The sequence below is a fragment of the Pseudomonas sp. LB3P93 genome, from assembly GCF_054898025.1.
Map to the genome: position 1 here is coordinate 1063738 of NZ_CM142713.1, position 25655 is coordinate 1089392.

18 protein-coding genes and 1 pseudogene are annotated in these 25655 nt (G+C 57.6%); 12 read left to right on the plus strand and 7 right to left on the minus strand.

The genetic code is table 11. The annotated features are described in order from the left end of the window. The first annotated feature begins 71 nt into the window (after positions 1-71). From ACYZT8_RS04595 to ACYZT8_RS04605, 3 genes are all read left to right on the plus strand, one after another. Positions 72-854, plus strand: coding sequence for a class II aldolase/adducin family protein (locus tag ACYZT8_RS04595; protein ID WP_461979579.1), 783 nt, complete (start codon positions 72-74; stop codon positions 852-854). Further along, positions 854-1756, plus strand: coding sequence for an alpha/beta fold hydrolase (locus ACYZT8_RS04600; RefSeq protein WP_461979581.1), 903 nt, complete (start codon positions 854-856; stop codon positions 1754-1756). The genes ACYZT8_RS04595 and ACYZT8_RS04600 overlap by 1 nt, the downstream gene beginning before the upstream one ends. Positions 1757-1865: 109 nt before the next feature. After that, on the plus strand, positions 1866-2777 hold the full coding sequence (locus ACYZT8_RS04605) for an SDR family oxidoreductase (protein WP_010463212.1): 912 nt from the start codon (positions 1866-1868) through the stop codon (positions 2775-2777). Between the two features lie 45 nt (positions 2778-2822). Here ACYZT8_RS04605 and ACYZT8_RS04610 read toward each other — a convergent pair whose 3' ends face one another. Together ACYZT8_RS04610 and ACYZT8_RS04615 are read right to left on the minus strand one after the other, a co-directional pair. Further along, on the minus strand, positions 2823-3083 hold the full coding sequence (locus tag ACYZT8_RS04610; RefSeq protein WP_461979583.1) for a bacteriocin immunity protein: 261 nt from the start codon (positions 3081-3083) through the stop codon (positions 2823-2825). A 1-nt stretch (position 3084) separates the two neighbouring features. Beyond that, positions 3085-5490: an S-type pyocin domain-containing protein gene (locus ACYZT8_RS04615; RefSeq protein ID WP_461979585.1), complete on the minus strand. Its 2406-nt coding sequence runs from the start codon at positions 5488-5490 to the stop codon at positions 3085-3087. Positions 5491-6385: 895 nt separating this feature from the next. Between ACYZT8_RS04615 and ACYZT8_RS04620 the strand changes: the two genes are divergently transcribed. From ACYZT8_RS04620 to ACYZT8_RS04635, 4 genes are all read left to right on the plus strand, one after another. Continuing rightward, the gene (locus ACYZT8_RS04620; protein WP_461979587.1) at positions 6386-8179 is read left to right on the plus strand and encodes a DUF1302 domain-containing protein; all 1794 of its coding nucleotides are present in this window, start codon (positions 6386-6388) and stop codon (positions 8177-8179) included. 23 nt (positions 8180-8202) lie between these two features. Continuing rightward, on the plus strand, positions 8203-9570 hold the full coding sequence (locus ACYZT8_RS04625) for a DUF1329 domain-containing protein (protein WP_461979589.1): 1368 nt from the start codon (positions 8203-8205) through the stop codon (positions 9568-9570). Positions 9571-9710: 140 nt separating this feature from the next. After that, complete coding sequence (locus ACYZT8_RS04630) at positions 9711-12266, plus strand: LuxR C-terminal-related transcriptional regulator (RefSeq protein WP_461979591.1); 2556 nt, start codon at positions 9711-9713, stop codon at positions 12264-12266. A gap of 394 nt (positions 12267-12660) precedes the next feature. Further along, positions 12661-16158: a dermonecrotic toxin domain-containing protein gene (locus ACYZT8_RS04635; RefSeq protein WP_461979593.1), complete on the plus strand. Its 3498-nt coding sequence runs from the start codon at positions 12661-12663 to the stop codon at positions 16156-16158. Between the two features lie 54 nt (positions 16159-16212). On the opposite strand, the gene ACYZT8_RS04640 is transcribed toward ACYZT8_RS04635, so the two are convergent. Beyond that, positions 16213-17016, minus strand: a complete 804-nt coding sequence (locus tag ACYZT8_RS04640) for an IclR family transcriptional regulator (protein WP_461979595.1) — start codon at positions 17014-17016, stop codon at positions 16213-16215. A 164-nt stretch (positions 17017-17180) separates the two neighbouring features. On the opposite strand from ACYZT8_RS04640, the gene hmgA reads away from it, so the two are divergent. The 3 genes from hmgA to maiA are packed head-to-tail and all read left to right on the plus strand — an operon-like array spanning position 17181 to position 20447. Next, positions 17181-18485, plus strand: coding sequence for a homogentisate 1,2-dioxygenase (hmgA, locus tag ACYZT8_RS04645; RefSeq protein WP_461979597.1), 1305 nt, complete (start codon positions 17181-17183; stop codon positions 18483-18485). 3 nt (positions 18486-18488) lie between these two features. Further along, positions 18489-19793: a fumarylacetoacetase gene (gene fahA, locus ACYZT8_RS04650; protein ID WP_461979599.1), complete on the plus strand. Its 1305-nt coding sequence runs from the start codon at positions 18489-18491 to the stop codon at positions 19791-19793. 12 nt (positions 19794-19805) lie between these two features. Then, positions 19806-20447 carry a maleylacetoacetate isomerase gene (gene maiA, locus ACYZT8_RS04655; RefSeq protein ID WP_461979601.1) on the plus strand — a complete coding sequence of 214 codons (642 nt, stop codon included), beginning with the start codon at positions 19806-19808 and terminating at the stop codon, positions 20445-20447. Positions 20448-20559: 112 nt separating this feature from the next. On the opposite strand, the gene ACYZT8_RS04660 is transcribed toward maiA, so the two are convergent. After that, positions 20560-21363 (minus strand): SirB1 family protein, encoded by an 804-nt coding sequence (locus ACYZT8_RS04660; protein ID WP_461979603.1) that lies wholly within the window; start codon positions 21361-21363, stop codon positions 20560-20562. 183 nt (positions 21364-21546) lie between these two features. On the opposite strand from ACYZT8_RS04660, the gene ACYZT8_RS04665 reads away from it, so the two are divergent. Further along, positions 21547-22566, plus strand: coding sequence for a Glu/Leu/Phe/Val dehydrogenase family protein (locus ACYZT8_RS04665; RefSeq protein WP_223516616.1), 1020 nt, complete (start codon positions 21547-21549; stop codon positions 22564-22566). 160 nt (positions 22567-22726) lie between these two features. On the opposite strand, the pseudogene ACYZT8_RS04670 reads toward ACYZT8_RS04665, so the two are convergent. Further along, a pseudogene (locus tag ACYZT8_RS04670) lies at positions 22727-22981 on the minus strand (YebG family protein); the annotation flags it as partial. A 335-nt stretch (positions 22982-23316) separates the two neighbouring features. Here ACYZT8_RS04670 and ACYZT8_RS04675 point away from each other — a divergent pair. Then, positions 23317-23817, plus strand: a complete 501-nt coding sequence (locus tag ACYZT8_RS04675) for a phosphate-starvation-inducible protein PsiE (protein ID WP_461979605.1) — start codon at positions 23317-23319, stop codon at positions 23815-23817. Here the strand turns inward: ACYZT8_RS04675 and ACYZT8_RS04680 are convergent. After that, the gene (locus tag ACYZT8_RS04680) at positions 23814-24131 is read right to left on the minus strand and encodes a DUF3509 domain-containing protein (protein ID WP_461957283.1); all 318 of its coding nucleotides are present in this window, start codon (positions 24129-24131) and stop codon (positions 23814-23816) included. The genes ACYZT8_RS04675 and ACYZT8_RS04680 overlap by 4 nt on opposite strands. 216 nt (positions 24132-24347) lie before the next feature. Further along, positions 24348-25649, minus strand: a complete 1302-nt coding sequence (locus tag ACYZT8_RS04685; protein ID WP_461979607.1) for a serine/threonine transporter — start codon at positions 25647-25649, stop codon at positions 24348-24350. Positions 25650-25655 lie beyond the last annotated feature (6 nt).

The window sequence follows — 25655 nt, forward strand, 5'->3', positions numbered from 1 at the left end:
CTACACGAAAACCTGGCGCTGACTAGACTGCTGTAACGACAGTAAAACAATAAGAACAGGAGGTCCTTGCCGTGAACGTTGCTCCCGTCCAATCCCCCCACAGTGTCAAAGACCAGGTCAGTGCCGCCGAGTGGCAGACTCGCGTCGATCTGGCTGCCTGTTATCGCCTGGTCGCCTCGCATGGCTGGGACGATCTGATCTTTACGCACATATCGGCCAAGGTGCCGGGCACCGAAGATTTTCTGATCAACCCGTTCGGGTTGATGTTTCACGAGATCACCGCGTCGAGCCTGGTCAAGGTCGATCAGGCCGGTAACAAGCTGATGGACAGCCCTTACGAGATCAACCCGGCGGGTTACACCATTCACAGCGCCGTGCATGAAGTGCGTCACGATGTGGTCTGCGTGCTGCACACCCACACCGCTGCGGGTGTGGCGGTGTCCGCGCAAAAACAGGGCATTTTGCCAATCAGTCAGCAGTCATTGTTTGTGCTGTCCAGCCTGGCTTATCACGCTTACGAAGGCGTTGCCCTGAACCATGAAGAGAAGGCGCGCCTGCAAGCCGACCTCGGTGAAAACAATTTCCTGATGCTGCACAACCACGGCTTGCTGACCTGTGGCAGCACCATCGCCGACACGTTCCTGATGATGTTTACCTTCCAGCGCGCCTGCGATATCCAGGTGCTGGCGCAGAACGGTGGTGCCGAGCTGATTGCCATCGAACCGCAGATCCTGGCGGGCGCCAAGGCAATGATCGCCGGCGTGACCAAAAGTGCTCAAGGGATGGGTGGTGCGTTGGCCTGGCCGGCGTTGCTGCGCAAACTCGATCAACAAGACCCGGGTTATAAACTCTAATGGAACTTGCCGAGATCCCGCTGTGTGTCTGGCGCAAACGGGGCCAGACGTTCGTATTCCGAGGTCAGACCATTCGTTACTGGACGGCGGGACAGGGTGAGCCGCTCCTGCTCATTCATGGCTTCCCGACCGCCAGTTGGGACTGGCATTACCTGTGGCAACCGCTGACGCAGCGCTATCGGGTGATTGCCTGCGACATGCTCGGCTTCGGCGACTCAGCCAAACCCGTCAACCATGAATACAGCCTGTTGGAGCAGGCCGATCTGCAACAGGCCTTGCTCGCGCATCTGAACGTCGAGGAGCCGGTGCATCTGTTGGCTCACGATTATGGCGACAGCGTGGCTCAGGAATTGTTGGCCCGGCATTACGAAACCCGCATCGATCTCGCCAGTTGTGTATTCCTCAACGGTGGCCTGTTTCCTGAAACCCATCGCCCGGTGTTGATGCAAAAGCTGCTGCTCAGCCCCTTGGGCTGGATGATTGGTCGAGCTTTTACCCGCGACGGTCTGGTGAAAAGTTTCCGGCGGATCTTCGGTCCGCAGACGCGGCCCAGCGAAAGCGAGATGGATGATTTCTGGGGGCTGATCGACAGCAATCACGGCCCGCGGATCATGCACAAACTCATCGCCTACATCCCTGAGCGGCGTGTCCAGCGCGAGCGTTGGGTCAGCGCCATGCAGCGCGGTGAAGTGCCGCTGCGGGTCATCGATGGAGAGGTCGATCCGATTTCCGGCGCTCACATGGTCAAGCGCTATCGGGAGCTGGTCCCCGACCCGGACACGGTCCTGCTGCCTGATATTGGCCATTACCCACAGACCGAAGCGCCGGCGCAGGTGCTCAAGCATTACCTGGTGTTTCGGGATCGGTTGGTTTCACCGCCACGCAAGGCGGCCTGTTCCTGACTATCCCCCAGCCTTATCGGGCACCATTCAGCTCTACCCGTGTTTATTGTGACCAGCAGCCTGGTGCCTGACACTCGGACTTATTGTCCCTGGTCTGCTGGAGTTCCCCATGAATGAGTCTGTGCGCTTCGAAGATAAAGTAGTGATCGTCACGGGTGCCGGCGGCGGCCTGGGCCGGGCTCACGCGCTGCTGTTCGCCAAGCAGGGCGCCAAAGTTCTGGTCAATGATCTTGGTGGCTCGGCTCAAGGGGAAGGCGCCAACGCGTCGGCAGCCGACCGCGTAGTGGCGGAAATTCGCGAAGCGGGTGGCATCGCCGAAGCCAACCACGATTCCGTCACCGATGGCGACAAAATCGTCCAGCACGCCCTCGATGCGTTCGGCCGCATCGATGTCGTGGTCAACAACGCAGGGATCCTGCGCGACAAGACCTTCCACAAAATGGACGACGCCGATTGGGACCTGGTTTACCGCGTCCACGTCGAAGGCGCCTACAAAGTCACCCGTGCCGCCTGGCCGCACATGCGCGAGCAAAACTATGGCCGCGTGATCTTCACCGCCTCGACCTCGGGCATCTACGGCAACTTCGGCCAGTCCAACTACGGCATGGCCAAACTCGGCCTCTACGGCCTGACCCGCACACTCGCCATCGAAGGCCGCAAGAACAACATCCTGGTCAACGCCATCGCGCCCACCGGCGGCACTCGCATGACCGAAGGCCTGATTCCGCCGCAAGTGTTCGAGCAACTCAAGCCCGAACTGGTGAGCCCGTTGGTGGTGTACCTGGCCAGTGAGAACTGCCAGGAGACTTCCGGATTGTTTGAAGTCGGCGGCGGCTGGATGGGCAAGGTGCGTTGGGAACGCAGCCTGGGCGCCGGGTTTGATCCGCGGGTGGGGTTCTCGCCGGAGGATGTGGCGGCGCAGTGGGAGCAGATTTGTGATTTCGAAGGAGCGGCGCATCCTAAGGACAATATTGAGGCGTTGAAGGAAATGATGGGGAATTTGCAGAGGTATTCGATTTAAGAGTGGTGAAGAGGGAGCAAGCACGAATACTTGCTCCCTTATTTTTTATTCTTCGGGTTTAAAGCCTGGTTTACCTTTGATGTTTCGCCAAGTTTTCACTTTCGCAACGATAGCCTCGGGTGTTGATTCTTCGTCTGAATCTGCGTAGTAAATCAAGTCGGATCCGTCCGGATGCTCTGTTATTTCTTCAAACAAAAGTACGGCGTCAATCTGTTCCTTCTCTGTCGGGTATTCTGATTGGCAGATTCTGGAAACGAACTTAAGAAATTCTGTTTCGGTGTAGTCGGAGAGGTCAAAGAGGCTCATGTCATTTATCTCCTTTGTGTATTTCTGAGTGTCGTTTTTGGGTGACGATTCGGATGTTGTCCATGTCAAATATCTCGCCATCTTTCGAAACATGCTTCACATGGTGTAGCTCGAGTTTTACTTGGCCACCTAATCTATCCGCTTTACGAGAAAAAGGGGCTCGGCCGTTACTCATTTCTTGAACATTGTTGGCGGTGAATTGTGTCGCCAACTCCAGATCGTCTGAAACCGCTCTCCAGAGCGCTTCCCTGAACGCTCTGAAATTCGAAAACTCCCACTCCCGAAGTTTATCCGCAATCTGCTTGGGAATCGGTGCACCTCCCGACCGTGACCTCGTCCCTAGCCAGATTCCTGAAACGAACTCTCCATTCCCGCTGGCAATTCCAGGGTCCTGCCGTCGATCCCTAAGCAGCATGAAAATTGGAGGAAGGCCGGAGTCCATTGGAAAGACGGTGATGAAGCCGCCAAATCCATAGAGATCCACCTCTGGAAACGGATCGACTCGTCCGGTGTTGGGAGTGACAGTGGCACCTTCATAGATCGGCAGATCTGTTTCGTTCAGCGGAAAATCAGTCGAAGGGTTTAGTGGGTCTTCCAGCGGCGTCCAAGTGATGATGGGACCGTTGGCGACGGTGCTACCGGATACGTAAACATTTTTCCGGGCATCAAAGTGGGCAAGGTTTACCGGAACGCTGGCGGGTACTGTCACGCCGTCAGTGGCAACGACGACGATCTCTACTTTGTTGCCTATCGTCTTTGAACCGAGTGTCAATGGCAGATCGACCGCTCCTCCGGTGACTGCCAGTTCGTAAAGATCGGCGGTTGGAAATGGAGCAAGTTCTGACAGCGGAACACTGACAGAAAACAGATCACCATTACCCAGCCGTGAGGGAACTAGAAGGCCTGCGAATCCCACGAGCACTGGAGCGGATACTGTCGCAAGAGTCGCGGTAACAGCGGAGACCGCAGTGCGAAGCGCGGCCCTTAACGCCAGTGACGTCGCAGGACTAGTACCGATGGTACCGGCCGTGCCGGTAAACGCTGGGCCGAATGCCGCCGTCGAACCGGCATTGGCAAACGTAGGGTTTTGCCAGCGTGCTTCAGTTTCGGCTCGCCATTGTGCTTCGAGACGAGCCTGCTCGGCTCGCCTTTGAGGCTCAGCCAGCGCTTCCAACTGAGCCTGTTGCCGAGTTAACGCCTGCGCTTCTTCTATCGCTTGCTGGTGTCTTTCAAGGCGCGCCCTTTCAGCTTGTCGTTGATAGACCGCTTGTTCCGCAAGCAGGGATTGTTGGCGACGGTGATCTCGTTCCTCCGACTGTGCTTTCTTTTGCTGTTCAAGGCGAAACCGCTCGGCTTCGGCTTCGGCCTTGGCCTTTTCTGCGAGAACGGACTGTTGGCGGGCGAGGTCTTGCGCCTTGCGCTCTGCTTGCTGCATTTCAACACGTAGCTGCTCGGCTTGCCGTTTACTCTCTGCTTGCGCTTCAAGACGAGCCCGTTCCGCAGCGACCTGCTGCGCTGCCGCTTGCGCCGCAACCCGTGCTTGCTCCTTTTCATTTGCTAATGCGGCTCTCCTTGCCGCCAGATCTTTTTCTATAGCGCGATGCTTTTCTAGCGTAGCTATCGCCCACCAGTGAAGCTCCAGCCCTTTTAGCGATGAAGGGTCCTGTACTTGTGCAGCAGCAAACTTTGCTTCCTGTTCGGCAGCCACCCGCCGCGCGTTTTCCAATGCTGCAAGTCGCGCTTGTTCTTGAGCTCTTGCCGCGGCTTCCTCGTTTATGCGTACCAATTCAGCGGCGGCTCTCTGTGCTTCTTCGTTGGCTTGAACGACCCTAAGGAAGTTCTGCACATCGGCGGTTCGCTGGTTAAGCAACTGCAGGGTTTGAGTCAGCAATCTGACATCGTTAGCGGCTTGGAGCGATTGAACCAAGGCCTGCATGGCAATGCCGTTCGGTCCCGGCCACTTTTCCAGCGTCGTGGCTTTTTTCATGAAGTCATTGATATGTCGATTAAATGGATCACCCCCATAAAACGCATTGGCAGTAACGGTTTTATTTTGAAGCTCGACGGTTTTCCGGTGGGTAAGTGTGTTGAGTACTCCCAGTTCTCTGGCGATTGATTGCACAGGTGGAAGGGGGGCAGTAGAGCCTTCAGATCGGGTTGCTGCCAGTTCGGCTTCGATGGATTGCGGTAGTTGACTGACCTTGGTCTGATAATCCTGGTCCAGTGCTTTGGAAGTGGTTTGGACTTTAAGCTGGTTTTGGTTATAGGTACTTACACCGTGGCCGATTGGCCCGGCTCTATTGTCATTTGATGTTAGAGGTGCGGGTATTATGTGATCGGGAGCAACGTCTATCGTGTGAATGGGCGTGCGAATATCAAGATAGCCTGGTCTCGGTGGCTTTTGCATATTCATATCCTTTTGAATGTGCATTGGGGTTGAGAGAAATAACGTGTTGGCGGTAAGCCATTAACTATGTGCATTCCCGCGACTGCTTCCTGCCATTAAAAGTTACAACGGAAATTGAATGTCCGGGTCCGAGATAGGCGTCGGTTTTTACATATAAAGGGGAGAGAAATTTCGATGATGTGAGGATAAAGGCAGGATTATCTTTCGCGTAAGAGATATTTCTTAGGCTGTTACAGGAAACATCCTGTAGGAATGTCGCCCATAAAAAAGGCCGCTGCAAACGCAGCGGCCAAAGTAAGACGTTGGATCAAGGAGCTACAAATCAACGTCAGTGAACACGGGGTGATGAATCGAATAGCGTCGATTCATCTGGATTCTGTCGCCAATGGCGCGGGCTCATCACACACCATCGCTTCGCGCTTCCAGGCTGTTCACCGTGAAAGCCCGGCAAGAATAAGGCCTTGAGCCCAAAGGAAAAATAGCGATTCGCGACATGAACTGTTGCAGCATGAGTAACAGTCTGCGGCACCACGTCCCCTGTAGCAGCTGCCGAGCAGCGCGAGGCTGCGTTCGGCGACGAAGTCGTCGTAAAACCTGCGCATGAGGTCTTCCTGATGTACCGCATTGCCAGAAATTACGACTGATTCCTTCTCGAGCGCGGCCTGAACCGAACGCAGCCTCGCGCTGCTCGACAGCTGCTACACGATCGATGCCATCCCTGCCCATGCATCTGACTGATAACCCTCCATCCAGCCCATCCATACCCGGCGCAAACCTTCGACCCATCAGGCCATTCATCCTTTAGAGGTACACCACGAATACCTCCTTGGTGCGCTTATCGCTCCCCACGTGCGGCAGTAGGGTGGGGCCTTCTGTCACTCACCGGGGAAGACGCATGACAAAAACAACAATGCGCGCCATCTTCACACCGCAAGCGCTGGCCGCTGCGGTTGCCTTGGGCTGCTGTGCCCAGGCGCAAGCGGTTGCATTCAACATCGGCGAAATCGAGGGGACGTTCGACTCCTCGCTGTCCGTCGGCGCGAGTTGGGGCATGCGCGATGCCGATAAGTCTTTGGTGGGCACTGTCAACGGCGGGACCGGTCAGTCTTCGACCGGTGATGACGGCCGGCTGAACTTCAAGAAGGGCGAAACCTTCTCCAAGATCTTCAAGGGGCTGCACGATCTTGAATTGAAATACGGCGACACCGGCGTGTTCGTCCGTGGCAAGTACTGGTACGACTTCGAGCTCAAGGATGAAACCCGCGAGTTCAAGCCGATCAGCGACAGTGGCCGCAAGGAAGGCGCCAAGTCGTCCGGCGCGCAGATTCTCGATGCCTTCGTTTATCACAACTATTCCATCGCCGATTTGCCGGGCACCGTACGTGCCGGCAAGCAGGTGGTCAGCTGGGGTGAAAGTACCTTCATCGGCAACTCGATCAACAGCATCAACCCGATCGACGTATCGGCGTTCCGTCGTCCGGGTGCCGAGATCAAAGAGGGTCTGATTCCGGTCAACATGCTGTTCGCCTCCCAGGGCCTGACCGATCAGCTCTCGGTGGAAGGTTTCTATCAACTGGAATGGGACCAGACCGTTGTCGACAACTGCGGCACCTTCTTTGGCAACGACGTGGTGGCGGATGGTTGCAACAACAACTACACCGTCGGCAGCCCCGCGATTGCCCCATTGGCGCCATTGGCGGCTGCCTTCGGTCAACCGATCCAGGTGACCCGCGAGGGCGTGGTCGTTCCCCGTGGCGGCGACCGCGATGCGCGGGATTCCGGGCAGTGGGGCACGGCGTTGCGCTGGCTCGGTGACGACACCGAGTACGGCCTGTATTTCATGAATTACCACAGCCGCACACCGACTGTCGGCACCACCACCGCCGGCCTGTCGACGCTGGCCAGCCTGCCGGGGATGGTGAGTATTGCCAACCGTCTGGCACCGGGCAGCGGTGCGGGCCTGGCGCAAAGCGTGATGCTCGGACGCGGTCAGTACTACCTCGAGTACCCGGAAGACATTCGTCTCTACGGTGCGAGTTTCTCCACCACGTTGCCGACCGGCACCGCGTGGAGCGGCGAGATCAGTTATCGCCCGAATGCGCCGGTGCAAGTCAGCACCAACGACCTGACCCTGGCAATGGTCAACCCGATTGCCGGCGGTGCCGCATCACCGATCGCCACCTCCCCTGGCGCTGACAACAAGGGCTATCGCCGCAAAGAAATCACCCAGATCCAGAGCACCCTCACGCAGTTCTTCGATCAGGTGTGGGGCGCTCAGCGATTGACCCTGGTTGGCGAAGCGGCGGTGGTTCACGTCGGTGGTCTGGAGTCGCGCAGCAATCTGCGTTACGGCCGCGACTCGGTCTACGGCCAGTACGGTTTCGGCGGCGATACCGAAGGCTTCGTCACCTCGACCTCCTGGGGCTACCGCGCCCGGGCGATCCTCGATTACGCCAACGTGATCGGCGGGATCAACCTCAAACCCAACCTGTCCTGGTCCCATGACGTCGCTGGCTACGGCCCCAACGGGCTGTTCAACGAAGGCGCCAAGGCAGTCAGCGTCGGCGTCGATGCCGATTACCGCAACACCTATACCGCGAGCCTGAGTTACACCGATTTCTTCGGCGGTGACTACAACACCCTGGAAGACCGCGACTTCCTGGCACTGAGCTTCGGCGTGAACTTCTGATCTGGCTGAGAAGGATGAATTTGATGCGCAAGATGATTCTGCAATGCGGCGCCCTGGCTTTGAGCCTGCTGGCGGCCAACGTAATGGCGGCGGTGTCGCCGGACGAAGCCAACAAACTCGGGACTACCCTCACGCCGCTGGGCGCCGAGAAGGCCGGTAACGCCGACGGCTCGATCCCGGCGTGGACCGGTGGCATCCCGAAAAATGCGGGCGCGGTGGACAGCAAAGGCTTCCTGGCTGACCCGTTCGCCAGCGAAAAACCGCTGTTCGTGATCACCCCCGCCAACGTCGACAAGTACAAGGACAAACTCTCGGAAGGCCAGGTAGCGATGTTCAAGCGCTACCCGGAAACTTACAAGATCCCGGTCTACCCGACTCACCGCACCGTGGCCGTGCCACCGGAAATCTACGAGTCGGCCAAGCGCAGCGCGCTGAATGTCACCAGCATCAACGAAGGTAACGGCCTGTCTAATTTCACCGGCAACCGCTACTACGCGTTCCCGATTCCGAAGACGGGCGTGGAAGTGTTGTGGAACCACATCACCCGTTATCACGGCGGCAATCTGCGCCGCATCATCACCCAAGTGACGCCGCAAACCAACGGCAGCTACACGCCGATCCGCTTCGAGGAAGAGATTGCCGTCCCGCAATTGATGAAGGACCTGGACCCGGAAAAAGCTGCCAACGTGCTGACCTTTTTCAAGCAATCGGTCACCGCGCCGGCGCGTCTGGCGGGTAACGTGTTGCTGGTGCACGAGACCCTCGATCAGGTGAAAGAACCGCGTCTGGCGTGGATCTACAACGCCGGCCAACGCCGTGTGCGCCGTGCGCCGCAAGTGGCCTACGACGGGCCGGGTACTGCCGCTGACGGCCTGCGCACTTCCGACAACTTCGACATGTTTTCCGGCGCGCCGGATCGCTACGACTGGAAACTGGTCGGCAAGAAGGAAATGTACATACCCTACAACAGCTACAAACTCGACTCGCCGAGCCTCAAGTACGACGACATCGTCAAGGCTGGGCACATCAACCAGGACCTGACCCGCTATGAACTGCACCGCGTCTGGGAAGTGATCGGCACAGTCAAGCCGAGCGAGCGGCACATCTATGCCAAGCGCCACATGTACATCGACGAAGACAGCTGGCAGGTCGCGCTGGTGGACCACTACGACGGTCGCGGTCAACTGTGGCGAGTGGCCGAGGGGCACGCGCAGTACTACTACGATCACCAGGCCCAGGCGTACACCCTGGAAGCGCTCTACGACATCATTGCCGGTCGATACATTGCGCTGGGGATGAAGAACGAAGAGAAGCACAGCTTTGAATTCGGCTTCGAAGCCAAGGCGGCGGACTACACGCCATCGGCGTTGCGTGCCGAGGGTGTCCGGTAAGGGAGTTGATACATTTGCAGTGCAGAAGGCGACCGGTGGGTCGCCTTTTTTATGGCTGCCAATCAGCGTCCTGAATACTTCTCAACAAGCGGGCCAGAGAGGGCTAGGGTTGCCGGACAATTATAAAAAGGCACGCCGCAATGACCGCCATGACCCCGTGTCTTGACCGTTCTGGATTCCTGCCCCGTCTGTCCTCTCATCACCTGTCGCGTGATCGTTTGACCGAGCCCTTGCTGGCGTCCACATCCCGGGTGAAATTGCTGTGCGCGCCAGCTGGCAGCGGCAAGACCGCGCTACTCGCCGACTGCCTCTTGCAGGCGCCGCCGCAATGCCGGGTGTGCTGGTTACCGTTGTCTGGCGTGGTAATGAGTGCGGCGGATTTTCGTCAGCGTGTGGCAGAAGCGCTGGGGCTGGCCTCCTCAGAAGAGTCGGCAATGCTCGGCGCGCTGGCTCGATTGCAGGCGCCGACCTGGCTGTTTCTCGATGACTATTGCCGCGTGCCGAACCCGGAACTCGATCACCTGCTCGATCGCATGCTGGCCGTCAGCAGTCCGATGCTGACCTGGTGGCTGGGTGCCCGCCGTCGTCCGCAATGCAACTGGCCACGCTTGTTGCTCGATGACGAATTGTACGAATGCGAGCGCGCCACGCTGGCCTTCAATCAAACTGAAATCGCCTCGCTGTTGCGTCACCTGACACCGGCCGACGCCGGTACCGCCGCCAGCAAAATCATCCTGCGCAGTGGCGGCTGGTGCGCCGGTGTACGCGTTGCGCTGCTGCAAAAATGCGACTGGTCGCGCAACGACCCGCATCACAGCCGACCGGACACCTTGCTCGATTACCTCGAGCACGAACTGTTCACCAGCCTGACTCCGGAGTTGACGGAAGTCTGGCGGGTGCTCGCGCATTTGCCACGCTTCAATGCACGGCTGTGCGATCACCTGTTTGGCGCGGGGGAGGGCGCGCAATGCCTGAAGACGTTGCAGGACCTGGGGTGCTTTATCGAGCCGTGGCAGGACTCGGCCGACTGGCTGCAGATCTTCCCTCCACTCACACAATTGATGCGCGATGAGCAATGGCCGGCCGGACGTTCCTGGCATCGCCGCGCCTGTCAGTGGTTCGCCGCTGAGCTGGACTGGAAAGCAGCTTTCGAACAAGCCTTGCTCGCTGAAGAATTCGAGGTCGCGGTCAGCCTGTTGCAGCATTTCAGTTTCGAGCATTTGTTCGAGGAGCAGACGGTCGTGCTGTTGTTGCGGTTGTACGAGCAACAAGGCGAAGCGCTGATGTTCGGCTCGCCGCAATTGGTCGGGTTGATCACGGCGGCGTCGTTGTTTGCCGGGCGGTTCGAGCAAGCCGGCGATTGCATCGAACAACTGGCGCGATTCACCCCGCAGCCGTCGGCGGTTCTGCAGCGGCAACTGATTGCACGGTGGCAGGCTCAGCAGGGTTGGCTACTGCATTTGCAGGGGCGGATGGAGGGGGCACGCGCGCATTTTATCGACGCGCTGACGGTGCTCGGTCCTGACCTCTGGCCCGTGCGCTTGATGTGTCTGTCGGGTTTAACACAACAAGCCCTGCTCAGGGCCGAACTCGATGTGGCGCAGGCGATAAACCGTGATGCGCTGTGTCTGGCGCGAGCACAAGGCTCGCTGGTGTTCGAAGGGCTGCTGGAACTCGATCATGCGCAGTTACTGGAGCAACGTGGGGCCCCTCAACGCGCCGAAAGTTTGCTCGCCAACATCCATGGCATGCTCACTCAACAGCAACGGATTGCCGAGCCCCTGCTGGGGCGAATAGCCCTGCATCGAGGGCGCTTGAGTTTGTGTCAGGGCATGGATGCGCAGGCTGCCGAGTATTTCGAAGCGGGGCTTCATATCTGTTTGCGCAGCCACGACAAACGGGTGCTTTATGGTTTCCTCGGGTTGGCGCAGATAGCAGCCAATCAGCGCGACTATGCCCAAGCGTTTGTCCATCTGCGCGACGCCGAGCGCCTGATGCAGCAACGGCAGATTCCCGACACTGTTTACCGTGGTGCGCTGTTGCAGATCAGCAGCCAATTCTGGCTTCAGCAGGGCCGCCCGGAACTGGCCCATGAGGCGCTCAGTCGAGTACTGCGCCACTATCGCGGCCCGCATGCGCGGCAAGCTCCTCCCGCGACACTGATGTTGATCGCACGAATCGACTATCTGTTGATGTTGGCAAAGGTTGATCTGCACCAGGCCAAAGACCCGCTGACCCATTTCGCGCAGGTAACCGAACAATCGCAACACGCAGGCATGCTGGCGCTGGAGGTGGAATTGCTGTTCGCCGCGGCCGAAGTAGCGTGGCAGACCGGTGACATGGCCGGTGCGCGGGATTGGTTGTGTAAAGGATTGAATCTTTCTGAGCAGCATGGACTTCGCCAGGCGCTGGTTGAGTTGCAATTGCGAAAGCCTGATCTTCTGCCCGCATTGAATGTTGCCGGGGATCGCACTGAAAAAAATCCGCTGGTGAGTGAAATCAATCCGCTCAGTCAACGTGAGGTTGAAGTGCTGAAGCTGATTGCTCTGGGTAATTCGAATCAACAAATAGCCGAGCAGTTGTTTATCTCTTTGCATACGGTAAAAACCCACGCGCGGAGAATTCATGGGAAGTTGGGGGTGGAGCGCCGGACTCAGGCAGTTGCGAAGGCCAAGAGCGTCGGTTTATTAGATTGAGGAGTGAGCAGCAATTTACATGTCGGGCAAAATCACTCAGGGAGTGCCGAGAATAGTTCTTTGTTCGTTTTTTTTTGTGATTAATTGGTCATGCTGCGGTCGGGAGGTGTTTCATATTATATGTAGTTTTTTATGTTTGATTGTTGAATTAAAGTTAAGGCTGGGCGGGCGCTGTAGTTTAAGTTGCGTGATGACTGCGTGTAGTGGGGTGTGGCGGAGAATGCCTGGCCATGCTTTGTTTCTTTCTTGATGTGTCTTTGCTGAGATCAAGTTTTACTTACACGTATTGAAAAGTGTTTTGAGTTTTCACGGTGCGGTTATCTGATTTAGTTTGATTTCAAGTTAGTTGGCGGCGGCATGCCGTTCTTTTTGATCAAACTAGATGGGATGAATAATGCAAGTCGAAGTGGAAAAAAATACAACGCTGGATCTGATGCGTGAGACTCGGGATAATTTGCTGGAAGCACTCAGGCGCATTCCTTCATTCAAAACGATTCTTTACGGTTGTCTGATTGACGAGTATCAAAAGCTGGAATTGGGTGTCTCGGTAGAACGCCGTTTTATTAATGTTCGATCAGGTGTAAGACCCTCACCTTCGGAACCTACTGGTAGTCTATTAGAGGTGTTTTTGGAATGCTGCAAGCGCGGCAGCCCCCCGAAATTCACCGCTGATAAATATGGCATGTATGAGTTAGCTGATCTGGTAGATGAAAAATTCAGACTCAAGCATCTGGATGTGACAAAAGTCGGAAGTATGATTGCCGGGCTGATGCAAAACCTGCCTGAAAAATGCAGTTCCAGATTAAGTAAGTACTGGGTCGACTCCACTACGGTTGATAGTCTTGGTCGCCCTTTGGCGTCGCCTAAACGTGAGATGCGCAATCTCCAGGCGCGACTTTTTTGGCGCGAGCTGGATATGGCTGCCAGTGAGAACCTGATGCCCAAAGGAGACGTCGCGACAATCAACAATTTAATCGGTTCGGGGCTACCAAGTTCTTGCTATGCCGTCTCTTTGGAAAAACAACAGGGAGGTTTTTTCACGCTGGCATCCACCTTTGTTATTTCTCTTTCCGGTGCTGTCGGAGATGAACTGAACCCGGCAGGCAGTCATGAGGTTGTTCTTTATTCCCCGTTTGGTGGGATAGAGAAATTCAACACCGCGAGAGCACTTCACCAAACGTTGCAAAAACGTCTGTCCGATTCATCGACCCGTACCGAACTTTTGTATGGTTTGCCGGAGGAGGAGCGCGCGCTGGTATCGAGTGCTCCAGCGATTCGTTACACGAGAATCCTCGAAGATCTGTTTGAACATTGCAATGACAGTCTGCTTGCAAAGCAAAGTCGTGATGTCGTCTATCAGGTGCGAAAGGTGATGGCCGCCGGCGCGCATACCGAGAAGGCATGGGCGACGGTGAATGCAGTTCTGTCCATGGAGACGATCGTACGCTCTGAAAACGCGCGGAATGTGTTCCTGATCAAGGCTCTGCAGAACAATGCCCGGCCCGAATGGTTTAAAAAAGCCTATGTCACAAATCAGGAGCTTTATGTCGGTCTGGAGAGGAACCTGCTTGAAAGCCAGATTCAGCTTCATGAATTGACGAAAGACGTGGCGACCCTTACAACCTATGCCCGACAGGCCGTAGAGGATTTCATCTCGCCGGGAACCGACGAACGAGTCAACCCTGACACGGTGTTCGTGAATATTCAGCATTCGGTCCGGATGGCGGATGGCAAACGGATAGACCTCAATGAGCGGAAAACGCTGACCCAGGCTTTCATGTATGGGGCGCATGATCGGGCAGGGCTTTACACCATTACGCTGGACAAGAACTACGGCATCGCCAAATTGACGCCTGAAAACATAGTGCGGGCCATTGAAACGCTGGATCTGCGACTGGCGTATGGACCCGCAAGGCTGAGGGTGTATGGCCAGGAGAACGTCAAGGAAGCAATGCGGGAAGTGTTGGGGCGAAAGACAGCATTGACGCTGTTCGGCGCAATTCTGCAAAAGCACATCACCTCGACTGCGCAGGATATTGTTCAGCGATACAACTTTGGTGATCCTTCTATTGAGGCGTCTGGCATTGCGTTAAGAGCTTTCTATAACTTTAAGCCCTTGAAGGATCTCATTGTCTACCGGAGAAAAGGGGGAGACCCGAATCGCAAACCTTACGTGCTCTATGCGCCGGGCTCCCCGTCGGATAAAGACTGGTACGAATTCTCCGATCGGGACAGCCTGCAAAGGCATATAGGATTGTGGGCACTTGAAGAATATGGTCGCGCTTACCTTCGCACCCAAGTACATGATAGTGATCGACATAACCTTGAACATGAAGTATTCCGCAAGGAGTGGCCACGTGGGGAACCGACGGAGAGGATCCAGGGCAGAGCGTGGTGGGACCAGGTCAATCTTGTTGCCTGGACCGATAGCAATGGGTTAAAGGACAGTATTCAAAATATCCTTAACTGGGAAGAGGCCGAAGAAAAGGTAGTAACACCCCATTGGTACCGAAACGCTCCTGCGGCTGATCGTCACCTGTTCAATCGTTTGAGTACGGACTTCAAGGCGATTTATGACGCGTCAAAAGAAAAACTTCATATAGAGGGTTTTTACAAGTTTTCCCATGCGTTGGTCATGAATCGGTTGAATGAGTATCTGGGCCGTACTGGCGATCGCAAGATTGATCCAGATCACGTTATGGTGAGATTTCATAAAGGTGTAATGACGCTGACACAGTTGTTTGTCAATTGGCATTTGTGGCGCAGCGACAATAGCGTGTTCGAGAAGATTCTGGTGCCTGGATCTAATACATACAGGGACCATATCAGGATTTCTGAGTTTTGGTGGAAAGATACAGGCAAGCCAATGACTGAGCTGAATTCCAATACTCTCAATAAACTTGTCGACCTGATGCCAGGCGAGCATTACAGCCATTACCTGAAATCAAACTTTCTATGGAACCCGGATGATTTGAGGGTAAACCTTTACCGGGAGCTGAAAAAAAATGAGATGTTCAGGGCGGCGCTGACGCAAAAGCTCAATGGCACGTTGCCGCAGCCGCATTATGACTGGCTGATACAGGCGATCAAGGGGCTGGATCGAGACACAATGACTCCACCGGGTGTTTCACCAGGCAGTAAACCTGGCGAAGGGGTTTACGAGTTCTGGCTTGAAGGTGCGCGGATAGCAGGGGGGTATGTTTTTGGTGAGAGTCATGTGAGGTATGCCTATATCCCGAATTCGCCTAGTGGTCACGCTTTTGTCTGGGTCGGTGAGTTATCCAAGGCTATCGAGAGTGACCGTTTGTTGGGCGAGCATCTTCGAAGTCTGGCCGGGTTGCGTGGGCAGAGTAGGGTCGGCGATTACATCAGCAAGTCCCGTGATCCCCGAGGTCCGCTGCCAGTACCCAATTTGGGCGGAGCTAATCCGGTCTACAACTTCAAAACCGAATTCGAAAGCAGGATTGATCGCGCTCTTGATGATCTGGACGTTCTAACCACCACTCCAGCCGAAGCGTTCTGGCAGGATACGAAGATTCTTCTCGAACTGGCATTGGATGTGATCTCGATCTTTGTCCCGCCGGTAGGGTTCGCGGTCAGCGTGTTGAAGATCTCTCACTCGATCGTGCAAGGAATTATTGCATCCAGCCAAGGGGATTCTGCAGGCGCCAATGCCCATTTTGCTACCGCATGGCGCGGGGCAATCGTCATGTACCTGGGTAAAGTCGCATCGGCAGGATCGGCGGCATCTGCACTTGGCCTACTGTCTTCAATCAGGGATCTGTCCGACGTGCTCTCGGCCGTCACGGGCGTTCCGGTTGGAATCAGTTATGTCACTGCGGTGGCTGTGCCGCACTGGACCCCCGAGACTACGACTCGCGTGATCGGTTGACAGTCGGGGTCCACATCAAGGAGTAACTCGTAGCGGATGAATGATCGGAGTTGATCAGTTCTGGTCTTGAGACTTTGATGATGTCTCATACCCCATCCGCCAACTCACGGCCCGCGTCGCTGCCAGCAATCGCTGCGCCGCCGGGCCGTTTTCGTCGGCGTGGAATAACGAGGTCGGGCCGACAATGGTCAAGACCGCCGCGACATTCCCCACGGCGTTGAATACCGGTGCCGACAAGGCGTCCACCCCAGGCATCAACAACCCATGTACATGATGCAGGCCGCGTTCGCGGATCTGTTCGCATAAGGCCATATAGGTCTGATCGTCCGCCAATACGTGGTCGGACGCGTTTAGCAGCTCCTGATCGCGCAAATCCACAGTTTCCCGTTTCGGTAGAAATGCGCCAAACACCAGGCCAGTGGACGAGCTGAGCAACGGCAGCACCGAACCCAACTGCGTCACCACCGTCACCGCACGCACCGCCGGCTCGATATGCACCACGGTCGCGCCTTGATTGCCCCACACCGCCAGAAAGCAGGTCTCGTTCAGTTCATCGCGCAACTCGGCCAAGGGCAGGGCGGCGACTTTCAGCACGTCCATACTGTTGAGTGCGGCAAGGCCGACGCGCAAGGCTTCACGGCCCAGGCCGTAGTGGTTGGTCGCTGCGTTCTGCTCGGCAAAACCGCTGGCGATCAGCGCCTGTAAATACCGATGAACCTTGCTTGCCGGCATTCGCACATGTTCTGCCAGGCGCGACAACGAGGTTGAGGGCGACAACTCGGCCAAGGCCTTGAGGATGTCAGTACCGACCTCGGCCGAGCGAACTTTCTGCTTATCGTTGTTGCGCGGCGTTTCCATGAGGCGGTCTGATCCCGGGACGAATGGGCGTCTTTATAGCTTGACGGTCAATACCAATCAAATTACGTTATGCGTAATCGAATTACGACAAAAATAACCCAGGCGTGCCGAGACCTCTGCAGCAGAGCGACAGGCCATTGCCTACTCCCTGTTCAGGAGGCTCCATGAACCTCGATTCAACGGCGCCAGCGCTGGCTTATCAGTCAGGCTTCGGCAACGAATTCAGCAGCGAAGCGTTGCCCGGCGCACTTCCCGTCGGCCAGAACTCCCCGCAAAAAGCCCCTTACGGCCTCTATACCGAACTGTTCTCCGGCACCGCGTTCACCATGGCCCGCAGTGAAGCGCGGCGCACCTGGATGTACCGGATTCAGCCGTCGGCCAATCACCCTGCGTTCGTCAAGCTGGATCGGCAACTGGCCGGAGGTCCGTTGGGTGAAGTGACCCCCAATCGCCTGCGCTGGAACCCGTTGGACATCCCGACCGAACCGACCGATTTCATCGACGGGCTGGTGAGCATGGCCGCCAACTCGGGCGCCGACAAACCGGCCGGGATCAGCATTTACAACTACCGCGCCAACCGTTCCATGGAGCGCGTGTTCTTCAATGCCGACGGTGAACTGCTGCTGGTGCCTGAGCAGGGTCGCCTGCGTATCGCCACCGAACTGGGCGTGCTGGAACTGGAACCGCTGGAAATCGCCGTGCTGCCGCGCGGTCTGAAATTCCGTGTTGAATTGCTGGACCCGCAAGCCCGCGGCTACATCGCCGAAAACCACGGCGCGCCGCTGCGCCTGCCCGACCTGGGGCCGATCGGCAGCAACGGCCTGGCCAATGCCCGGGACTTCCTGACGCCCGTCGCGCATTACGAAAACCTCAGGCAACCAACCACCCTGGTGCAGAAATTCCTCGGTCAGTTGTGGGGCTGCGAGCTCGATCATTCGCCGCTGAACGTGGTCGCCTGGCACGGCAATAACGTGCCGTACAAATATGACCTGCGCCGTTTCAACACCATCGGCACGGTCAGTTTCGACCATCCGGATCCGTCGATTTTCACCGTCCTGACGTCGCCGACCAGCGTCCACGGCCTGGCCAATCTGGACTTCGTGATCTTCCCGCCGCGCTGGATGGTCGCCGAGAAAACCTTCCGTCCGCCGTGGTTCCACCGCAACCTGATGAACGAATTCATGGGCCTGATCAAGGGCGAATACGACGCCAAAGCCGAAGGCTTCGTGCCTGGCGGCGCGTCGTTGCACAGCTGCATGAGCGCTCATGGCCCGGACGGCGAAACCTGCACCAAGGCGATCAACGCCGAACTCGCACCGGCGAAAATCGACAACACCATGGCGTTCATGTTCGAGACCAGCCAGGTGCTGCGCCCGAGCCGTTTCGCGCTCGATTGCCCGCAACTGCAAAACAATTACGATGCCTGCTGGGCCACGCTGCCCGCCACTTTCGACCCGACCCGGAGATAACCCATGACTCAGACTTCCACTACTCGCAGCTGGGTTTCTTCCGCCAACGGCCATGCTGATTTCCCATTGCAGAACCTGCCGCTGGGTGTTTTCAGCGTCAACGGCTCGGCACCGCGAAGCGGTGTGGCGATTGGCGAACACATTTTTGATCTGCAAGCTGCACTGGACGCTGGCTTGTTCGAAGGCGTCGCAAAAACCGCAGTCGAAGCCACCCGTGGCGGTCAACTCAATGCGTTCTTCGAACTGGGTCGCGAGGCTCGCGTTGCACTGCGCGAACGTCTGTTGGAACTGTTCACTGAAGGCAGCACCCTGCACGGCAAGATCGAAGCCCAAGGCGCAAAACTGCTGCCGCTGGCGGCGAATTGCGCGATGCATCTGCCGGCGAAAATCAACGATTACACCGACTTCTACGTCGGCATCGAGCATGCGCAGAACGTCGGCAAACTGTTCCGTCCGGACAATCCATTGCTGCCGAACTACAAGTACGTGCCGATCGGCTACCACGGCCGTGCCTCGACCATTCGCCCGTCCGGCACCGACGTTCGCCGCCCGAAAGGCCAGACCTTGCCGGCCGGTCAGACCGAGCCGACGTTTGGCCCGTGCGCACGTCTGGATTACGAACTGGAACTGGGCATCTGGATCGGTCAAGGCAACGAGATGGGCGACTCGATCGCCATTGGCGACGCTGCCGATCACATCGCCGGTTTCTGCCTGCTCAACGACTGGTCGGCGCGCGATATCCAGGCCTGGGAATACCAGCCGCTGGGGCCGTTCCTGTCGAAGAGCTTTATCACCAGCATCTCGCCATGGGTCGTGACGGCCGAAGCGCTGGAGCCGTTCCGTCGTGCTCAACCGGCGCGCCCGGAAGGTGACCCGCAGCCGTTGCCGTACCTGTTCGACAAGCGTGATCAAGCTGCTGGCGCGTTCGATATCGAGCTGGAAGTGCTGCTACTTACCGAAGGCTTGCGCGAGCAAAAACTGCCGGCCCATCGCCTGACCCTCAGCAACACCAAACACATGTACTGGACCGTGGCACAAATGGTTGCGCACCACAGCGTCAACGGCTGCCAGTTGCAGGCCGGTGACTTGTTCGGTTCGGGCACGTTGTCGGGGCCGGAAAACGGTCAGTTCGGCAGCTTGCTGGAAATCACCGAGGGCGGGAAAAAGCCGATTGAGCTGGCGTCGGGCGAGGTGCGCAAATTCCTCGAAGACGGCGACGAAATCATCCTGCGCGCCCGTTGCAGCCGCGACGGTTTTGCCTCCATCGGTTTCGGCGAATGCCGTGGCAAAGTGATCGCAGCGCGCTAAGAGGATTGGGTCATGGAGCTCTATACCTACTACCGTTCGACGTCCTCTTACCGGGTGCGCATCGCGTTGGCGCTGAAGGGCCTGGATTACCAGGCACTGCCGGTCAACCTGATCGCACCGCAAGGTGGCGAGCATCGGCAAGCACCGTACCTGGCCGTCAACCCGCAAGGCCGGGTGCCGGCCTTGCGCACCGATGAAGGTGAGCTGCTGATTCAGTCACCGGCCATCATCGAGTACCTGGAGGAGCGTTATCCACAGGTGCCGCTGCTGTCCAAAGACCTCGCCGCACGCGCTCACGAGCGTGGCATCGCGGCGGTGATTGGTTGCGATGTGCATCCGCTGCACAACGTCAGCGTGCTCAACAAGCTGCGGCAATTGGGCCACGATGAGCCGCAGGTGGTGGAGTGGATCGGGCACTGGATCAGCCAGGGGCTGGCGACGGTTGAACAGTTGATTGGGGATGAGGGTTATTGCTTTGGGCCGCTGCCGGGTCTGGCGGACGTCTATCTGATCCCGCAGCTGTACGCGGCCGAGCGGTTCAACATCTCACTGGAGCCGTATCCAAAGATTCGTCGAGTGGCGGCACTGGCGGCGCAGCATCCCGCGTTCATGAAAGCCCACCCGGCCAACCAGCCAGACACCCCTCAGGCCTAACACCGCTACCCCTGTGGGAGCGGGCTTGCCCGCGATGGCGGTGTGTCAGCTGCATGAATGTCGACTGACACACCCTCATCGCGGGCAAGCCCGCTCCCACAAGGAGTTGCGATCAGTGGACGATCGAGTTGGGTGGTAGATGTCCCAAGCGTTCCGTCAGGCGTATCCGCTGGATCGGGTCGTCACTGAGCAGCAGCGCATGCTCCAGGTCGAAGCGCTCGGCGTTCGGGCAGTCCAGCCGTTGATAGAGGCTCGCCCGGGCCAGGTAATCGGCTGCGTTGGCGTTACCCAGTTCCAGCACGCGTTCGGCGTCGATCAGGGCGCCGATGTAGTCATCGTGGGAAAGGTGCAACTGGCGCAGGTTGCGTGACAGCCGTTGCAGCATCTGCGTCGGTTCGGCGGTCAGCATGTGCTCGGCGTTAAGTTGCATGTTCGGGCCGTACTGGCGTTGCAGCAGTTCACGGCAATCGTTGGGGTACAAGCGGCGCCCGCCGCACGGGTCCAGCAGATGATCGGCCCCCGGCACCCGCAGCAGGAAGTGCCCGGGGAAATTGACCCCGACCATGGGGATCTCCAGGCGTTTGGCCAACTCCAGCGCGATCAACCCAAGGGACAGCGGCTGGCCGCGCCTGAGTTCCAGTACCTTATTGAGCAGTGCCACTTGCGGACGCAGCGGCGTGAAATCGTCCTGGGCGAACCCCAAATCATTCATCCGCCGCAATAGCGGCTGGGCCAATTCGCTCACCGGCAGCATCGGCAAGCCATAGCTGACCCGCTGTTGCAGGTCCCGAAAGTCTGCCAGTACTTTCTCGGGATCCACCTCTTTGTCGTGCTCGGCCGCCATCCACAGCGCCGCCTCGAACAGCGCGGGCGGTGATCGTTGCAGGCAGTCAAAAAAACGTTGGCGAGGCGTCATCAAAATCTCCTGGGCATGCCTCGTTTTAGCCTCGTCTACGGCGTTCGTCCAGTGCTGCACCTATGCGGTTTCGGGTTATGTCCGAAAGCGTGCATCGCGGCGCTGCTTATTCCGGTGCGCTTCTGCAAATTTTGGGCGCAAGCCTATACTGGCGACTACAAGAAGTGATTCGGGAGCCCGACGATGTTCGCTCTCATGCAAAGCACTCGCCTTGAATCGCTGCATCTGAGCGTCGACTCGGTCACCGGGTTGAAGGCGGTCATTGCCATCCATAACAGCCGTCTGGGGCCCGCCCTGGGGGGATGTCGTTACCTTGCCTATCCCAGCGACGAGTCTGCGGTCGAGGATGCCATTCGCCTGGCTCAAGGCATGAGTTACAAGGCTGCGCTGGCCGGCCTGGCCCAGGGCGGCGGGGTGGCGGTGATTGTTCGACCGGTCCATGTGGAAAACCGCGCCGCGCTGTTTGAAGCTTTCGGTCGCTGCATCAATCAGCTCGACGGGCGCTACATCACTGCGATCGACAGCGGCACCTCGGTGGCGGACATGGATTGCATCGCCCAGCAGACCCAACACGTCACCAGCACCACTTCAGCGGGCGACCCGGCACCGCATGCAGCGATGGGCGTGTTCACCGGCATTCGTGCCACCGCCATGGCCCGTCTGGGCAGCGATAACCTCGAAGGCCTGCGAGTGGCCATCCAGGGTTTGGGCAACGTCGGTTATGCCTTGGCCGAACAGTTGCACGCCGCCGGCGCCGAACTGTTGGTCAGCGACATCGATCACGGCAAGGTGCAATTGGCGATGGAGCAACTGGGTGCTCACCCGATTGCCAACGAAGCGCTGCTCAGTACGCCGTGCGACATCCTTGCGCCCTGCGGCCTGGGCGGCGTGCTCAACAGCCACAGTGTGACGCAACTGCGCTGCTCGGCGGTGGCAGGTTCTGCGAACAATCAGCTGACCCATCTGGAAGTCGCCGATCAATTGGAGCGGCGCGGGATTTTGTATGCGCCGGACTATGTGATCAATTCCGGCGGGCTGATCTACGTTTCACTCAAACACCGTGGCGAAGAACTCACGACCATCACCGCACACCTGTCGAAAATCGCCTCGCGGCTGACCGAAGTCTTCGCCCATGCCCAGGCGGAAAAACGTTCCCCGGCACGGGTAGCGGACGAGCTCGCGGAGAAAGTGCTGTACCGCTGAGTCCTGCCTTTACTGCAGGCATGAAAAAGGCCCTGAGCCATTTGACTCAGGGCCTATTCAATTCGGGCGTTGCTTACTTCGGTGTCTTGGCAGCTTTGGCTGGCTTGGTCGGCTCAGCGGCTTCAGCCACTTCTACCGGTTCAGCCTTTTCAACCACTTCAGCCGGCGCATTCAGCAGTTCGGACAACGCGTCCGGCTGGCTCTTGAATGCCTTGGCAAATACATCGCGATTCTTCGCCATGTAGATCCCGGCTTCTTCCACTTGCTGTTCGGTCAGGGACGGAACGGCTTTTTGCAACACTTCAGCCAGCAATTCAGCCAGTTCGAGCATTTTGTCATGACGGTCAGCTTCGGCTTTATCCATGAACAAGCGCTCCAGATCTCGGCTGCTGCGGTATACCACTTCGACGGCCATTCACCACCTCACATGCCTTCACGATAGTTGTCTGTTTCGACCACTGTATTTATATACAGCGAAAAGGATAAGCGAATCCCTGCGCTTTGGGTAGTGGCTTTTTAATGTAGACCGAAATCAGGGTTTGTCAGGTGGACCGAGGTGCTTCAATCGCGAGCAAGCTCGCTCCCACAGGTTTGGAGGTGGCCGGGAGGGGTGCGACCAAACGCCACGGAGCGCGTTTTAGAGCACCTCGCCATCATATGACGGGTGCCTCTGGCCTTTTTTCTGCATGCAGAACAACCGTCACGTCAAACCCGCATCATCCGCTCGAACCGAGCTAAGGAAGAATCATCGTGAAAATCAACTGGGCCGAGAACCTGCGGCAGAACGTGCACGAACTGGCCGAGTCCCTGGGTAACCTGTTCGTCGAGACCTTCCATTACCTGGCGCTGTTCGCCATCGGTGCAGTGACCGCCTGGGCGGCGGTGATGGAATTTCTGGGGATGATCGAAGAAGGGGACATCAAGATCGATGACATCTTGCTGCTGTTCATCTACCTGGAACTGGGGGCGATGGTCGGGATTTACTTCAAGACCAACCACATGCCGGTGCGCTTCCTGATCTACGTGGCGATCACGGCGCTGACGCGGCTGCTGATTTCCAATGTCTCGCACCACAATCCGCCGGACCTCGGCATCATCTACCTGTGCGGCGGGATTCTGCTGCTGGCATTTGCGATTCTGGTGGTGCGTTACGCCTCGTCGCAATTCCCTTCGGTGAAAATCGAACACCCGCAACGCAAGATCGGTGCGGGTTCCGGTGAACATCCAGAAGTCGAGAAGGGCGAGATTTAAAGCCCCATGGTCGGGCGGGGCCGGGCTTTGACTTGGGGTGGCGGCGGATTGCGATTGTCGCCATCGGTCATCGCTTCGAGGATGGCCACGGCACTGTGGCCCTGTTCGATGGCGATGCCGAACTGAATGCTTTGCACCAGGCGTTTGAGGCGCTTGGGGTCATTGCGTTGTTCGGCGCTGATCATCCGCTTGGCAACCACATGGCCGCTGTTGGAGAGGGTCAGCATGATGCTGCCGTCCAGCCCCTGAATGCTCAGGTTGATCTGATAGTCCGCTGCAAAGGCATCGGTAATGAGCTGAAAAGGGTTGTCCATGATGCGTCACCGCCTGATTGAACGTGCAGTTGTTGACCGGCCATGATCGGGTTGGTTCGCACTACCAGACCATCGGCAGGCCGCTCGCTGAGGTTTTCAAAAGTCCTTTTGCCTCGCAGGTGATGTAGCAAGGGACGTGCCGGAAAAATTGTCGAACAATGATCGTGGCAAAAAAGAGGCGGGCCCTGGGGCCCGCCTTCTTTTTGCCTGCCCGATTCAGGGCATGAACGAGTAAATGATCGCAGACAGTGCAATCAAACCGATCAACACCACGAACACGTTCGACGCCTGGCCCGAGTACTGGCGCAAGGCCGGCACGCGGCGGATGGCGTACATCGGCATCAGGAACAGCAGGCACGCAATGACCGGCCCGCCGAGGGTTTCGATCATGCGCAGGATGCTCGGGTTGAAGGTCGCCACGGCCCAGCAACTGAGGATCATGAACAGCGCGGTGAGACGATTCAGCCAGCTCGCCGACATCACCCGGCCACGGCCGCGCAGGCTTTTCACGATCAGGCCCTGAAAGCCTTCGCTGGCGCCGATGTAATGGCCGAGGAAGGATTTGGTGATCGCCACCAGCGCAATCAGCGGCGCGGCAAACGCGATGACCGGGGTCTGGAAATGGTTGGCCAGGTACGACAGGATCGAGATGTTCTGTGCCTTCGCGGCCACCAGATCGGCGGGGGACAAGGCCAGTACGCAGCTGAAGCAGAAGAACATCACCGTCACCACCATCATGGCGTGGGCGATGGCGAGAATACCGCTGCTCTTGCGCTCGGCGTGCTCGCCGTAGCGCTGTTTCTGGTCAACGGCGAAGGCAGAAATGATCGGCGAATGGTTGAACGAAAACACCATCACCGGGATTGCCAGCCACAAGGTCTTGAAGAACAGCGGCAGCGGCATGCCTTCGCTGGCGGTGGCGAAAAACGCGCCGTTCCAGTTTGGGATCAGGCTCAAACCGAGCAGCAGCAACGCCGCGACGAACGGGTAAACCAGCACGCTCATGCATTTGACGATGACGCCCTGGCCGCAACGCACGATCGCCATCAAGCCGAGGATCAACACCAGCGACAGTATCGCTCGCGGTGGCGGGGCGATGTGCAATTGATGCGCCATGAAGCTGCTCAAGGTGTTGGTCAGCGCCACGCTGTACACCAGCAGAATCGGGAAGATCGCGAAGAAATACAGCAGCGTGATCAACTTGCCGGCGCCAACGCCGAAGTGTTCTTCCACCACTTCGGTAATGTCTCCGGAGCGACCGGACAGCACGAAGCGGGTCAGGCCTCGGTGCGCAAAGTAGGTCATCGGAAATGCCAGCACCGCCAGGATCAGCAGCGGCCAGAAACCGCCCACGCCGGCATTGATCGGCAGGAACAGCGTGCCGGCACCAATCGCTGTGCCGTAAAGGCCAAGCATCCAGGTGGTGTCGTGTTTGCTCCAGCCCTTGGTGGCTGTTGCTGTGTCGCGTCTGAGTTCTACAGCAGGATTATCGGCAGCAGGTGTACGTACATCGGTCATCGTTTG

Excerpts from the sequence above, each read along its gene's own strand:
- ACYZT8_RS04600 (WP_461979581.1), top strand. The coding sequence starts at position 854 with ATGGAACTTGCCGAGATCCCGCTGTGTGTCTGGCGCAAACGGGGCCAG.
- ACYZT8_RS04605 (WP_010463212.1), top strand. The coding sequence starts at position 1,866 with ATGAATGAGTCTGTGCGCTTCGAAGATAAAGTAGTGATCGTCACGGGT.
- ACYZT8_RS04610 (WP_461979583.1), bottom strand. The coding sequence starts at position 3,083 with ATGAGCCTCTTTGACCTCTCCGACTACACCGAAACAGAATTTCTTAAG.
- ACYZT8_RS04615 (WP_461979585.1), bottom strand. The coding sequence starts at position 5,490 with ATGCAAAAGCCACCGAGACCAGGCTATCTTGATATTCGCACGCCCATT.
- ACYZT8_RS04620 (WP_461979587.1), top strand. The coding sequence starts at position 6,386 with ATGACAAAAACAACAATGCGCGCCATCTTCACACCGCAAGCGCTGGCC.
- ACYZT8_RS04625 (WP_461979589.1), top strand. The coding sequence starts at position 8,203 with ATGCGCAAGATGATTCTGCAATGCGGCGCCCTGGCTTTGAGCCTGCTG.
- ACYZT8_RS04630 (WP_461979591.1), top strand. The coding sequence starts at position 9,711 with ATGACCGCCATGACCCCGTGTCTTGACCGTTCTGGATTCCTGCCCCGT.
- ACYZT8_RS04635 (WP_461979593.1), top strand. The coding sequence starts at position 12,661 with ATGCAAGTCGAAGTGGAAAAAAATACAACGCTGGATCTGATGCGTGAG.
- ACYZT8_RS04640 (WP_461979595.1), bottom strand. The coding sequence starts at position 17,016 with ATGGAAACGCCGCGCAACAACGATAAGCAGAAAGTTCGCTCGGCCGAG.
- hmgA (WP_461979597.1), top strand. The coding sequence starts at position 17,181 with ATGAACCTCGATTCAACGGCGCCAGCGCTGGCTTATCAGTCAGGCTTC.
- fahA (WP_461979599.1), top strand. The coding sequence starts at position 18,489 with ATGACTCAGACTTCCACTACTCGCAGCTGGGTTTCTTCCGCCAACGGC.
- maiA (WP_461979601.1), top strand. The coding sequence starts at position 19,806 with ATGGAGCTCTATACCTACTACCGTTCGACGTCCTCTTACCGGGTGCGC.
- ACYZT8_RS04660 (WP_461979603.1), bottom strand. The coding sequence starts at position 21,363 with ATGACGCCTCGCCAACGTTTTTTTGACTGCCTGCAACGATCACCGCCC.
- ACYZT8_RS04665 (WP_223516616.1), top strand. The coding sequence starts at position 21,547 with ATGTTCGCTCTCATGCAAAGCACTCGCCTTGAATCGCTGCATCTGAGC.
- ACYZT8_RS04680 (WP_461957283.1), bottom strand. The coding sequence starts at position 24,131 with ATGGACAACCCTTTTCAGCTCATTACCGATGCCTTTGCAGCGGACTAT.
- ACYZT8_RS04685 (WP_461979607.1), bottom strand. The coding sequence starts at position 25,649 with ATGACCGATGTACGTACACCTGCTGCCGATAATCCTGCTGTAGAACTC.